The following is a 13,332-nucleotide window of genomic DNA, read 5'->3' on the forward strand; positions in this document are numbered from 1 at the left end:
CTCCGCCGGCCCCGAGCGAACGCCCCTCAGGTTCAATCAATTTCAACTGCTTACAGCCACCCGCGCACAGGTCTCATCAATTTACCCGTCGAACCAGTGGCGGCGGAGAAAATAGGCGCCGATCGCCAGCGCCATCACCACGCACATCGCGACCACGCCGTCGAACGCCCAGGGCTCATGGGCATAGGGGATGCCGTCGACATTCATCCCGAGCAGGCCGGTCAGGAACGTCAGCGGCAGGAAGATCATCGCCACGATCGCGATCACCAGCGAGCGCTGGTCGAGCAGTTCGCCGCGCAGATCGGTCAGCGTCTCGTGCGTCAGCGCGGCGCGTTCGCGGATGCTTTCCAGCTCCTCCGCCATCCGCGCGGCACGGTCGCCGGCGGCCGCCAGGTGCAGCCGGTCGTCCTCGCGCAGCCAGTCGCCGGGTAGCGCCGCCAGCTTCTCGATCGCGGCGCGCTGCGGCGTGAGAAAGCGGCGATAGCCGATCGCCTGCACCCGCACCTTGTTGACCATCCGCCGCAGTTCGAAGGCGCGGTGGCCCGAAATCTGCTCCTCGCAATCGTCCAGCGAGTCGCCGAGTTCGGCCACCATCGGGTCCAGTTCCTCGGTAATCGCCAGCGCGATCGCTGCGATCAGGTCGCCGGGATCGAGGATGCGGCCTGCCTCCACCTGCTCGCGCACGGTCTTCAGCGCGTTGAGCGGCTTGCGCGTGACGGAGAAGACGCAGCCGCCCAGCGCGTACATGCGGATCGACGCCAGCGGGTCGGATGCCGTCATCGCTTCCGACGACAGCCCGCGCAGGTTGATCACGGCGCCTTCGCCGACGGCGTCGCAGCGCGGCCGCGTCTCGGTCGCGGTCAGCGAATCGATGACATAGGGCGACAGCTTCGCCTCGCCGCCCAGCCATAGCTGGGCGCGCTCGTCATTGGTGGTCAGGTGGATCCAGGTGAGGCCGCCCTGCGCATCGAGCGCCGCGCGCATCGTCGGCTGCTCGACCTTGCCGTCCTTCACGACATAGGCGAAGCCGCTCATGCGCGCATTTCCAGCCATAGCGAAAGGCCGGGGCCTGGATCGGCCGGCGGCGTGGCACAGGGGATTCGCGCGGCATCGGCGCGGGCACGGTTGAGGATCGCTTCGGGCACGTCCTCCAGATGGAAGACCCGGTCCGCCTGTGCAAGCAGCCGTGCCTGGCGGAGCGTGAGTTCTTCGGGATCGGGGGAGGCAATGCGCAGCGCCACCAGCGCGCTCGTCGGGGCATCGCCTGGCGCCAGCCAGCCCGCAACATCGCCGCCGCCCGCCAGTAGATCGAGCGGCCCGCCTTCGCCCAGTGCTTCGGCGAGTGCCCGCCGCCGGGCGGCAGGGTCCGGCCAGCGCGCCTTCATCGCCGCCCGTGCCGCACCCAGCGCATGGGCCAGCGTGCCCAGCCCCTGTGGCAGCAAGGCCTCCAGCCGCTGGCGCAGCGCCGCGGCCAGACCGGCCGACACGCCACCGGTGCCGATCGCCACCAGTACCGGGTCGCGGTCCACGATGGCGGGCAGGGTGAAATCGCACAGATCAGGGCGATCGACGCAATTGACCAGCACGCCGCGCGCCCGAAGCCGCGCCACCACCGCTTCGGGCGCTTCGGTAGCGACGATCGCGAGCGCGGCCTCCGCCGCTTCGCCAACCACCATGGCGCCAGCGCGGTCGAGCAGCCGGCGTTTCGCCGCAGCCGGCTCGCCTTCGCCGACCAGGATAACCGGCCGCCCCGCCAGCCGGACGAACAGCGGCAGGGCGGTCAGGCTCATTGCAGCCAGTCCGGCACTTGCTCGGCGGCCATGATCTCTTCGGCGCGGATACGCCCGGCGACCACGGCATAGCGGTCGCCCGACACCAGCACCTCGGGCACGAGCGGGCGGCTGTTGTAAGTGCTCGCCATGGTCGCGCCATAGGCGCCGGCCGTTTCCAGCACGGCGAGGTCGCCGGATGCGACCTTGTCGATCTCGCGCGCCTTCACGAACACGTCGGTGCTTTCGCACACCGGCCCGGCGACATTGGCGGTGAAGCGCTCGCCGCTCGGCTTCACTGCGGCAAAGCCGTGATAGGCATCGTACAGCGCCACCCGGGCAAGGTCGTTCATCGCCGCATCGACGATCACCCAGGGATGGGTGACGCCCGGCTTGACCCACAGCACTTCGGTGACGAGCACGCCGGCATTGCCGGAAATGGTGCGGCCCGGCTCGAACATCAGCTCGACGTTCCAGCCCTGCGTCACCCGCGCGACTATCGCCGCATAGGCTTCGGGCGTCGGCGGCACTTCGCCCGGGCGATAGGCGACGCCCAGCCCGCCGCCCAGATCGACATGCGTGATGGTGTGGCCGGCGGCCCGCAGCTCGGCCAGCAGCTTGCCGACGCGCTCGAACGCCGCCTCCAGCGGGGCGAGGCCGAGCAGCTGGCTGCCGATATGCACCGCAATGCCGTGCAGGTTCAGCCCCGGCAGCTTGCCCAGCCGGTCGAAGATCGCCGGTGCCTCGCCGATCGGAAGGCCGAACTTGTTCTCGGCCTTGCCGGTCGAGATCTTCTCATGCGTGCCGGCGTCGACATCGGGATTGACGCGCAGTGCGGCGCGGGCGGAAAGGCCGCGCTCGGCCGCCAGCGCGGCGAGCACCACGCCTTCTTCCTCCAGCTCGAGGTTGAACTGGCCGATCCCGGCCTCCAGCCCCTTCACCAGCTCGGCGCGCGTCTTGCCGACGCCGGAAAAGACGATGTCCTTCGCCGCCACGCCGGCGGCCAGCGCACGCGCCATTTCGCCGCCGGAGACGACATCGGCGCCATAGCCTTCATTGGCGAGCAGCTTGAGCACCGCCAGGTTCGGATTGGCCTTGATCGCAAAGGCCAGATGCACCCGGCCCAGCGGCTTCAGCGCATCGCGAAAGGCGCGGGCATTGGCCCGGAACCGCTCGGCGGAATAGACATAGACGGGCGTGCCCACTTCGGCAGCGATGCGGGCAAGCGGAATAGCTTCGACGTGCAATTGGCCGTCGATCATCGAAAAATCGGTCATGAACCTCGGTGCGGCCCTGGGCCGTCAGATCAGTTGGGAGGTAGGTCGAACTCGTCGCTCCGCCGCGCTTCCGAACTCTGGATCAGATCGTCGCTGCGGGCGGGGCGGGTTTGCGCCGGCGCTTTGAGAAGGGCGGAAGGCGAGGGCGTCGCCGCGGCGCCATAGGGCGCAACCGGCAACGAGGCCCCCGGCGCGGGGGCAAGGCCCTCGCGCGCGCCGCAGCCGCACAGTCCGAGCGCAAGGCCCGTGGCGAACAGCAGTCGCTTCCTCATGCTTCCTCCTCGCGGCCCTTGCGAGCCGCCGCTATGGCCGCGCGAACCCGCGCGGGCGCCGTGCCGCCGAAGCTGGTGCGGCTGTTCACCGACGCATCGACGCTGAGCACGTCATATACGCGATCATCGATGCGCGCGTCGATTTCCTTTAGCGCATCGATCGATAGCTGATCGAGCCGCACGCCGTCGGCCTCCGCCCGCGCCACCGCGCGGCCGGTGATGTGGTGCGCCTCGCGGAACGGGATGCCGCCTTCGCGCACCAGCCAGTCGGCCAGGTCGGTGGCGGTCGAATAGCCTGCCTCGGCGGCGGCGCGCATCCGCTCGAGCCGGAAGGTGGCGCTTTCGACCATGCCGGTCATCGCCGCGATGCTCAGGCCGAGCAGGTCGTGCGCCTCGAACACCGGCGGCTTGTCGTCCTGCATGTCCTTCGAATAGGCGAGCGGCAGCCCCTTCATCGTCATCATCAGGCTGAACAGCGCGCCGCTGATCCGCCCGGCATGGCCACGCACCAGCTCGGCCGCGTCGGGATTGCGCTTCTGCGGCATGATCGAGCTGCCGGTCGACCACTGGTCGGACAGCGCGACGAAGCCGAAGGGCTGGCTGGCCCAGATCACGAACTCTTCCGCCAGCCGGCTGAGGTGCAGGCTGCACTGCGCGGCGGCGGTCAGATAATCGAGCGCGAAGTCGCGGTCCGATACCGAATCGAGCGAGTTGCGCGTCGGCCCGTCAAAGCCCAGCGCCTTCGCGGTCGCCTCGCGGTCGAGGTTGAACCCCGTCCCTGCCAGCGCCGCCGAGCCGAGCGGGCAGAGGTTCATCCGCGCCCGCGCATCCTTCAGCCGCGAGCGATCGCGCGCGAACATCTCGAAATAGGCCATCAGGTGATGGCCCAAAGTCACCGGCTGCGCGACCTGAAGGTGGGTGAAGCCCGGCATCACGCTGTCGGCATGCTGCTCGGCCCGCGCCAGCAGCGCATCCTGCAGTGCGCCCAGTGCCGCATCGGCCTGGTCGATCGCGTCGCGCACCCACAGGCGGAAATCGGTCGCCACCTGGTCGTTGCGCGAGCGCGCAGTGTGCAGCCGACCGGCGACCGGCCCGATCTTCTCGGCCAGCCGGCTTTCGGACAGCATGTGAATGTCTTCGAGCGCCAGATCCTCGGGCACGCCGTTCGCGGCAAAGTCCTCGGCGACCTGGTCGAGTCCCGCCCCGATCGTCGCGGCATCTTCCGCGCCAACAATGCCCTGCTGCCCCAGCATCGCGACATGCGCCTTCGATCCGCGCAGATCCTGGCGCCACATCCGCTTGTCGAAGGGAATAGAGGCGTTTATCTCCCGCATCACCGCGGACGGGCCTTCGGCAAAGCGCCCACCCCACATGCTATTGGAGCTATGCTTGCGCTCGGTGATCGGTCTTCTCCTTCTGGGCGCCCTTGCAGTTGCGGGGTGCGATAAGCAATCCCAGCCGCCACAGCAAGCGAACGCAAGCGCGGCGCCGGCGATCCCGGCTGCCGGAGCGCCCGATCGCAGCCACAAGGGCGAAGCGGCGCCCACGCTGGCGTTCACCGACATGGCGGGCAAGAAGACGACGCTGGCCGATTTTCGTGGCAAGCCGGTGCTGGTCAATCTGTGGGCGACCTGGTGTGCGCCGTGCATCAAGGAAATGCCGACGCTCGACGCGCTCGCGGCAAAGGCTGGCGACCGCCTGACCGTGATTCCGCTCAGCCAGGACCAGAAGGGCAAGGCCGTGGTCGCGCCCTTCTTCGCCCAGCATGGCTACAAGGCGCTGAAGCCCTGGCTTGATACCGATTCCACATTCTCGCTCCAGCTCGGCGTGAACCTGCCGACGACGATCCTGTTCGATTCGGCCGGCAAGGAAGTGTGGCGCCTTTCGGGTGAGTTTGACTGGGCCGGGGACAAGGCCGCCGCGCTGATCGCCGAAGCGAAATAGCCGCGCCGGACTACGCCATTCCTGCCAGCACCTCGCGCAGCCAGGCCTCGGTTGCGCCCGGATGCGTCACCGGCAGCATATGGCCGCCTTCGATCAGGGTAAGCTGTGCGCCGGGAATCTGCGCGGCCGTGCGCTCGCCATGGACGGCGGGATCGAGCACGGCATCCTGCCGGCCATAGAGAATCGCCACCGGCAGCGTGATTTCGCCATAGTGCGGCACCATCGCCGCGACGGCGGCACGGGCCATGCCCAGTTCGAAGCTGCCCATTTCATAGGATTTGGATCGGGCCGCGAGCGCGCCGCCGCCGGCCGTGGCGAAATCTGCCGGCACCGGATCGGGGGCGAACACGGCGGCGGCATTGCTGCGGCCCCGCGCTACCGCCATCGGCACGGCAATGGTCCAGGCGATCGGCCGGCGCAGCGGTAGCGGTGCCATCAGCCCGGCGAACACCGCCGGCGGGCGATCGACCGGCTGGGTCAAGGGCGCGATCAGCGCCAGCGCACCGGGCAGGTCCGGCCGCTCTAACGCCATCGCCAGGGCCAGCGCGCCGCCCATCGAATGCCCGACAACCAGCGGCTTTTCGAGCCCGAGCTGCTCGATCAGCGCCGCGATCATCCGTGCCTGCCCGGCAAGGTCGGGGCGAGCACCGGTCAGATGCGAATGCCCCCAGCCCGGCCGGTCGACCAGAACCACGCGATGGTCGCGCGCCAGATGCGCCGCCAGCGAATGGCTGAAGTTGCGCACCTGGCCCATCAGCCCGTGGATCATCACGATGGGCGGCGTGTCGGGGGGCGGCGTGTCGGGTGTTTCCTCCGGCCCCAGCTCGACAAAGTGCAGCCGCGCGCCTTCGACATCGGCAAAGCGGCCGTCGGGCGGCACCATCTCCTCGGCCTTGCGCCCCACCCAGGCCGACCAGCCGGCGAGCCCGAGAACGCCTATCCCCGCAAGTCCGAACGGTATCAGCATCCGAATATCTCCTCCCCCATCGAACGCCTCCCGGCATGTTTCGATGCCTAGCGGATATAGCCGTTCTTGCGCAGAAAGTCCTTCAGGTCCGGCACGAACGGCGCCTTGTTCCACGTCGAATGCGGATCATAATGCGCCAGCATATCCTTCCATGCCCGCCCGAACTGGCCGACACGGGCCGCATCGGCGACATAGCCGGCGCAGGCGCCGTTGCGTTCGACATCCGGCGAGGCGGGCGCCGTGCACGCCGCCCGCGCTTCCGCCATCTTCATTTCGAATAGCGGGCGCAGGCCCGGCATTGCCGATACGTCGATGCTCTTGCCGTCCCGGATGTTCAGCACCAGCGGCGGCGGCATGCTGCCGGCATAGCTGGAGAAGCGATAGAGAAACGTGTCATCGGTCAGCACGAAATCGGCGATCCCGTCGCCGGAGATGTCGATCGGGAATTCGTCGATCGTCGCATCGAACAGGCCGGTCGTCTTGCCGTTGCCGATCGGTCGCCGCAGCCGCACCACCTGATAATGGTCTCCCGTGGGCACGGCGACATCGATCACGCTGCAGCAATGTGCGCCCCCGGTGAAGGTCTCCAGCAGGACCGCCGGCTGCTTCACCCGCTCGTCGACGCGGCCGATGCCGAAGCGATAGCTGATGCCCGGCAGGCCGCGAAGGGTAACCGGCTGCATCCCCGGCTGGGTGATGGTGACGACGGCGACCCGGTCCTGCGGGCTCGGCGCATCGGACGGCGCGATCGTCAGGCGCAGACTGTCATAGGTGTAGGTGACGCTGCCCTTGTCGGGTTGCCAGTCGAGCAGACTGCGCCAGGGCAGCGACGGCAGGCTGGGCTGGGCAGGCTGGGAGGAAGCAGGCGAGACGAAGGACAGCGCTGCAGCGAGCGCCGTTACAAGCAACGATACGCGCATGAGGACAGAGGCTCCGATTCGAGGAACGCCGCCAATATATCGGGCTCCCAACCCTCCGTCTATCGACGGATATGCACAGTTCGTCGCAATTTCATCCCGCGACGGACTCCTCGCCTTCCTCGCGTTCCTGCGCCTGCCGCGCCCACATTTCGGCATAGACGCCGCCTTCGCGCAGCAGCTCGGCATGGGTGCCCTGCTCGACGACGCGGCCCGCCTCCAGCACCACGATGCGGTCGGCATGGACCACGGTCGACAGGCGATGCGCGATGACGATGGTGGTGCGGCCCTGCTCGATCGCTTCCAGCGTCGCCTGAATGTCGGCCTCGGTGCGGCTGTCGAGCGCGCTGGTGGCTTCGTCGAGGATCAGGATCGGCGGGTTCTTCACCAGCGTGCGGGCGATCGCGACGCGCTGCTTCTCGCCGCCCGACAGCTTCAGCCCCCGCTCGCCGACGCGGGTGTTCAGCCCCTGGGGCAGTGCCTGGATGAAGCCGGCGATGGCCGCACCGCGCGCGGCATCGGCGATTTCCTCCGGCGTCGCACCTTCGCGGCCATAGGCGATGTTGTAGCCGATCGTTTCGTTGAACAGCACCGTATCCTGGGGCACGATGCCGATCGCGGCGCGCAGGCTCGCCTGGGTCACGCCGCGTATGTCCTGCCCGTCGATGGTGATGCGGCCGCCGGTCACGTCGTAGAAGCGGTACATCAGCCGGGCGAGCGTCGACTTGCCCGCACCCGACGGCCCGACCACCGCGACCGTGGCGCCCGCGGGAATATCGAGATCGATGCCCTTCAGGATCTGCCGGTCGGGATCATAGCCGAACTGCACGCCCTCGAACCGGACATGGCCGCGCGCGATCGCCAGCGGCGGCGCGTCGGCTGCGTCCTTCACTTCGGCATTGGTGTCGAGCAGGTCGAACATCGCCCCCATGTCGATCACGCCCTGCCGGATCGTGCGATAGACCCAGCCGAGCATGTCTAGCGGGCGGAACAACTGGCTGAGCAGGGTAGAGACCAGCACCACGGCGCCCGGCGTGAATTGGCCCGTCGACCAGCCGAACACCACCAGCGCCATGCCGGCTGCCAGCATCAGATTGGTGATCATCGCCTGGCCGATATTGAGCCAGGCGAGCGAATTCTCGCTGGTGACGGCCGCGTTCATATAGGCGGTCATTGCCTTGTCGTAGCGCGCGCTCTCCCGGGCTTCGGCGTTGAAATATTTGACCGTTTCGAAGTTGAGCAGCGAATCGACCGCGTGCGCGACCGCGCCGGTATCAAGGTCGTTCATCTGTTCGCGCAGCTTTGATCGCCAGTCGGTCACCCAGCGGGTGAAGGCGATATAGACGATCACCATCGCCAGCGTGCCGCCCACCAGCCAGCCGCCGAACTTCGTGCCGAAAATGCTCAGCACGATGGCCAGCTCAAGGATGGTCGGCGCAATGTTGAACAGCAGGAAATAGAGCATCGTGTCGATGCTCTTGGTGCCTCGTTCGACCACCTTGGTGACGGCGCCGGTGCGCCGCTCCAGATGGAAGCGCAGGCTCAGCTGGTGGAGGTGGCGGAACACGTCGGAGGCGAGCCGGCGGGTCGCATCCTGCCCCACCCGCTCGAACACGGCGTTGCGGACGTTTTCGAACAGCACCGTTCCCAGCCGGGCGGCGGCGTAGCCGGTGGTCATCGCCACGACCAGCCACACGCCGCTGCGCGGGCCGGATGCCATCGCGTCCACCGCCCCCTGCAGGCCGAACGCGCCATAGATCTGCACCAGCTTGGATACGAGCACGAGCAGCAGCGCGAGCACGATACGTACCCGCAACCCCGGCGCATGGCGCGGCCAGAGATAGGGAAGGAAGCGGCGCATGGTGGCGAGCATCGGGCGCTCGGCCGCAGCAGACGGGGTTTCGGGAGGCATGGTCCCCATCTGGGGCGCAGGCGGCCGCGATGCAACGCCCGATGCGTGTCAGCGTGGGCGAGTCCACAGCCCCGGCGGACGCGGGCCGGGCTGGCGCCGGGCAGCGGCCAGCGCGGCGGCGAATATCGCGTGGAGCTTTTCGCCCGCCGAGGTCGTAACCCGCGTGTCCCAGGCGGTGGCCCCGCGCGCGGCGACCTTGCGGCCGATCCCGCCATAAATATCCGCCGCCGCCAGCACGGCCCAGGCGGAGCGATAGGACAAGGACGCCGCCGCGCCGCGCGCGCTTTCCTCATATCCCTGCGCGCGGTCGGTCAGCCGGCGTGCCAGCACTGCGAGCGCGGCGCGGTCGGCAAGCGGTGCTTCGGCGGTAAGCCTCAGTTCGGCGAGCCAGTCGGCGGGCAGGTAGCAGCGCCCGGCCTCGGCATCCTCGCCCAGATCGCGGGCGATGTTGGCGAGCTGGAACGCCAGTCCCAGATCGCACGCGCGGTCGAGCACGGCCTCGTCCTCGGGCGCGACGCCCATCACCACTGCCATCATGCAGCCGACCACGCCGGCGACATGGTAGCAATAGCGCAGCAGATCATCCTCGCTCTGCGGCCGCCAGCCGGCAGCGTCGAGCGCGAACCCCTCGATCAGATCCCAGGCAAAGCGGTGCGGCATCGCCGTTTCCTGCACAACGATGCGCAGCGCATCGAACGCCGCCTCGCCCACCCACGCACCGTCGAGCGCGGCCGCCGTGCGCTCGCGGATCACCGCCAGCCGCGCCTGCGGATCGGCGACGCGGGTCATGCCATGGCCATGGTCCTGCCCGTCGGCCAGGTCGTCGCAGCGCCGGCACCAGGCATAGAGCAGCCAGGCGCGCTCGCGTGTCGCCCGGTCGAACAATTTGCTCGCCGCCGCAAAGCTGCGCGAGCCGCGCGCAATCGACTCGCCGGCCGTGGCGACGATCGCATCGCGACCCGGAAAGCGCATCCTAGAGCTGCTCGCGTCGCAGCTGGACGATCGAGACGGTCGGCTGCGCGGCCGCCATTTTGGCGAGCAACCCGTCGATCGTATTGTCGACGATCAGCAGATCCTGATGCTGCGGCCGGACAAAGCCCACCATGCCCATATGCTGCCAGAATTCGACCAGCTTGTCATAATAGCCGGCGACGTTGAGCAGGCCGATCGGATCGCTGTGATAGCCGAGCTGTGCCCAGCTCATCGCCTCCCACAATTCGTCCATCGTGCCGGTGCCGCCGGGCAGGTTGACGAAGCCGTCGGCCAGTTCGGTGAAACGCGCCTTGCGCTCGTGCATCGTCTCGACGACTTCCAGGCTGGTCAGCCCGCGATGCGCCACTTCGGCGTTCACGAGGAGGGTTGGGATCACGCCGATCACTTCGCCGCCGGCCGCCAGCGCCGCATCGGCCACCGCGCCCATCAGCCCCAGCCGGCCGCCGCCATAGACCAGGCCGATGCCGCGCTCGGCAAGCGTACGGCCCAAGGCCCGGGCGCTTTCGATATAGACCGGATCGGCCGGGCTGGCCGAACCGCAATAGACGGCGATACGCTTCATGGGATGCTCCTGATGGCGCGGCCTGTTAGCGTGTTTTGCCGGGAATGGTGAGGGGCTTTACGCGCCAATCTCCCCCAGCATCAGTTCGGCCGTCGCCTTGGCGCTGCCGACCACGCCGGGAATGCCCGCGCCGGGATGTGTGCCGGCGCCGACGAAATAGAGGTTGGAAATCGCATCGTCGCGATTGTGCACGCGGAACCAGGCGCTCTGCGTCAGGATCGGTTCCAGGCTGAAGCCGGAGCCGAGATGCGCGTGCAGGTCGTCGCGGAAGTCGGTCGGCGCGTAATGGAACTTGGTGACGATCCGCTCCGCCAGGTCGGGGATCAGCCGGCGTTGCACTTCGGCGAGGATGCGCTGCTCGAGCATCGGCCCCACCTCGCGCCAGTCGGCCGGGAATTTGCCCAGATGCGGCACCGGCGCCAGCGCATAGAAGGTCGAATGGCCTTCGGGCGCCATGCTCGCATCCGATGCGCTCGGATGGTGGAGGTAGAGCGAGAAATCCTCGCTCAACACCCCGTGCGTGTAGATGTCGTCGAGCAGCCCTTTGTAGCGCGGCCCGAACAAAATCATGTGGTGCGGAATGTCGGGGAAGGTGCCGCGCAGCCCGAAATGGACGACAAACAGCGACGGCGAATAGCGCTTGTTGAGCAGGCGCGCCGAGGTGCGCCGGGCGCTTCGCGAGCCGCGCAACAGGTCGCGATAGCTGTGGACGATATCGGCATTGCTCGCCACGGCATCGACTTCGAGTTCAAATCCGCTCGCGGTGCGCAGGCCCGTCACCCGGTCGCCCAGCGTCAGGATCTCGTCGACCGGATCGCCCAGCCGTACCACGCCGCCCAGCCGCTCGAAATGGCGGACCATGCCGGCGACCAGCCGGTTGGTGCCGCCTTCGGCCCACCATACGCCGCCGTCGCGCTCCAGCTTGTGGATCAGCGCATAGATGCTGCTGGTCGCCATCGGATTGCCGCCCACCAGCAGCGTGTGGAACGACAGCGCCTCGCGCAGCTTCTCGTTTTTCACGAAGCTGGAGACCATCGAATAGACCGACCGCCACGCCTGATGCTGCATCAGGGCCGGCGCCGCCTTCAGCATCGATTTGAAGTCGAGGAACGCCTTGGCACCCAGCTTCACATAGCCTTCGCGATAGACGCTTTCGGAATAGCTGAGGAAGCGGCGATAGCCGGCAATGTCGTGCGCATCGAGCTTGGCGATCTCGCCCGCCAGCACGCCGTCTTCGTTGGTATAGTCGAACGTCGTGCCGTCGGGCCAGTGCAGCCGGTAGAAGGGCAGCACCGGCTTCAGCGTCACGTCTTCGGAAATGTCATGGCCCGACAGGCGCCACAGCTCGCCCAGCGCCGCAGGGTCGGTGATGACGGTGGGGCCGCCATCGAAGGTGAATCCGTCGCGCTCCCAATAATAGGCCCGGCCGCCCGGCCGGTCGCGCGCTTCGATCAGCGTGGTGTCGATGCCCGCCGATTGCAGGCGGATGGCCAGCGCCAGCCCGCCAAAGCCGGCGCCGATGACGGCAGCGCGCTTCATTATCGACCCCCGATCGCGGCAAGCGCGCGGCCGATCGGCACCGGCGGCTTGCCGGTGAGCACGCGGGCGCGGTCCATCCAGGTCGATTGGCCGGCATAGAAGCGCTGGATCAACCCTGCGTCCAGCCGATAGAAACGTTCCAGCACGCGATAGCGCTCCCCCGGTTCGGCCGCTTTGAACAGCATCGCGGCCAGCATGCGATAGAAGCCGCGCTTGCGCCATAGCGTGCGCGCATGGCCATACAGCATTTGGTGCAGCCCCGCGCCGGAAAGGTCGCGCGTCTCCGCCACCAGTGCGGCCGTGCGCACCGCATCGGGAAAGCTGTAGCCGGTCATCGGGTGGAACAGCCCCGCCTTCATGCCCGCCTTGGCGACCCCGGCACCGCCCGCGTTCCAATAGGCGGCGATGTCGCCGCCCATCGCGACCGGCAGGCTGCCGGCTTCCTCGCGCATGACCTGGTCGACCTCCCAGCCCTGCGCGGCGACATAGGCTTCGATGCGGTCGCCGGTGGCGTCCAGGTCGATCTCCGGCGTGTCGCTGTAATAGGTATCCTCGACGAACATCCGGGTCGCGGCAAAGGGCAGGCAATAGACGAAGCGATAGCCGTCGATCTGTTCGACGGTCGCGTCCATGATGACCGGCCGGTCGATGCCGTGGATATCGGCCAGCGCCAGCTCTGCGCCGTGGAATTTCTGCCAGCCGAGTTGCAGCGCGCTGGTATCGCCCATGCCGCGGCAGTCGATCACGCCTTCGGCCTCGACCAGATCGCCGTCCGCCAGCGCGACGGCGGTGGGCGTCACGTCGGCGGCCCGACGGCCCAGCAGCAGCGCGCGCGGGCCGAGCGCGGCGCGCACCACCTGGTCGAGCCGGTCGGATTCGACGGAATAATAAGGCGCCCGCAGCGTCCGGTGGAGCTCGGGAAAGGCGACATCATAGTTGCGCCAGCCATGGCTGATCAGCGGCGCGGCCAGCCAGCGATGCTGTGGCGCGACGTCGCTGCCGAAGAAGGACCAGAGGTGATTGCCGCCGATCGTGCCCGATCCCTCGATCAGGCGGATGTCACAATTGGGCTTTTTCTGACGGAGCGCGAGGGCGATGAGCCCGCCTGCTAGGCCGCCGCCGACAATGGCGACGTCGCAACTGATGGTGGACGGCATCGCGGCGGCCTAGCCCATGCGCG

Annotated in this window: 13 protein-coding genes; 1 reads left to right on the forward strand and 12 read right to left on the reverse strand. The window is 68.1% G+C overall.

The features are described from left to right. Positions 1-81: 81 nt before the first annotated feature. Genes ACT53K_RS09425 through argH form a run of 5 tightly spaced genes read right to left on the reverse strand, consistent with a single transcriptional unit; the run spans position 82 to position 4,691 of the window. Positions 82-1,035: a zinc transporter ZntB gene (locus tag ACT53K_RS09425; protein WP_476228366.1), complete on the reverse strand. Its 954-nt coding sequence runs from the start codon at positions 1,033-1,035 to the stop codon at positions 82-84. Continuing rightward, entirely contained in the window at positions 1,032-1,790 is a 759-nt protein-coding gene (locus ACT53K_RS09430; protein ID WP_476228367.1) for a precorrin-2 dehydrogenase/sirohydrochlorin ferrochelatase family protein, read from the reverse strand. The genes ACT53K_RS09425 and ACT53K_RS09430 overlap by 4 nt, the downstream gene beginning before the upstream one ends. Continuing rightward, positions 1,787-3,046, reverse strand: coding sequence for a diaminopimelate decarboxylase (lysA, locus tag ACT53K_RS09435; RefSeq protein WP_476228368.1), 1,260 nt, complete (start codon positions 3,044-3,046; stop codon positions 1,787-1,789). Before lysA ends, ACT53K_RS09430 begins: the two co-directional genes overlap by 4 nt. Positions 3,047-3,075: 29 nt before the next feature. Then, a complete protein-coding gene (locus ACT53K_RS09440; protein ID WP_476228369.1) occupies positions 3,076-3,318 on the reverse strand; it encodes a hypothetical protein in 243 nt (80 codons plus the stop codon). Next, on the reverse strand, positions 3,315-4,691 hold the full coding sequence (argH, locus tag ACT53K_RS09445; protein WP_476228370.1) for an argininosuccinate lyase: 1,377 nt from the start codon (positions 4,689-4,691) through the stop codon (positions 3,315-3,317). Before argH ends, ACT53K_RS09440 begins: the two co-directional genes overlap by 4 nt. Between argH and ACT53K_RS09450 the strand changes: the two genes are divergently transcribed. Beyond that, a complete protein-coding gene (locus ACT53K_RS09450; RefSeq protein WP_476228371.1) occupies positions 4,690-5,262 on the forward strand; it encodes a TlpA family protein disulfide reductase in 573 nt (190 codons plus the stop codon). The two genes, argH and ACT53K_RS09450, sit on opposite strands and share 2 nt — an antisense overlap. Positions 5,263-5,272: 10 nt before the next feature. Here ACT53K_RS09450 and ACT53K_RS09455 read toward each other — a convergent pair whose 3' ends face one another. The 7 genes from ACT53K_RS09455 to crtY form a co-directional block, all read right to left on the reverse strand. After that, entirely contained in the window at positions 5,273-6,229 is a 957-nt protein-coding gene (locus ACT53K_RS09455; RefSeq protein ID WP_476228372.1) for an alpha/beta fold hydrolase, read from the reverse strand. Between the two features lie 47 nt (positions 6,230-6,276). Continuing rightward, the gene (locus ACT53K_RS09460) at positions 6,277-7,149 is read right to left on the reverse strand and encodes a hypothetical protein (protein ID WP_476228373.1); all 873 of its coding nucleotides are present in this window, start codon (positions 7,147-7,149) and stop codon (positions 6,277-6,279) included. A gap of 91 nt (positions 7,150-7,240) precedes the next feature. Beyond that, positions 7,241-9,058 carry an ABCB family ABC transporter ATP-binding protein/permease gene (locus ACT53K_RS09465; RefSeq protein WP_476228374.1) on the reverse strand — a complete coding sequence of 606 codons (1,818 nt, stop codon included), beginning with the start codon at positions 9,056-9,058 and terminating at the stop codon, positions 7,241-7,243. 48 nt (positions 9,059-9,106) lie between these two features. Continuing rightward, the gene (locus tag ACT53K_RS09470; protein ID WP_476228376.1) at positions 9,107-10,030 is read right to left on the reverse strand and encodes a phytoene/squalene synthase family protein; all 924 of its coding nucleotides are present in this window, start codon (positions 10,028-10,030) and stop codon (positions 9,107-9,109) included. A gap of 1 nt (position 10,031) precedes the next feature. Further along, positions 10,032-10,613: an LOG family protein gene (locus ACT53K_RS09475; protein WP_476228377.1), complete on the reverse strand. Its 582-nt coding sequence runs from the start codon at positions 10,611-10,613 to the stop codon at positions 10,032-10,034. A gap of 57 nt (positions 10,614-10,670) precedes the next feature. Beyond that, the gene (locus ACT53K_RS09480) at positions 10,671-12,152 is read right to left on the reverse strand and encodes a phytoene desaturase (RefSeq protein ID WP_476228378.1); all 1,482 of its coding nucleotides are present in this window, start codon (positions 12,150-12,152) and stop codon (positions 10,671-10,673) included. Further along, positions 12,152-13,309 (reverse strand): lycopene beta-cyclase CrtY, encoded by a 1,158-nt coding sequence (gene crtY / locus ACT53K_RS09485; protein WP_476228379.1) that lies wholly within the window; start codon positions 13,307-13,309, stop codon positions 12,152-12,154. Before crtY ends, ACT53K_RS09480 begins: the two co-directional genes overlap by 1 nt. Between the last annotated feature and the right edge of the window lie 23 nt (positions 13,310-13,332).

The organism is Sphingomonas sp. DMC8, assembly GCF_056314185.1.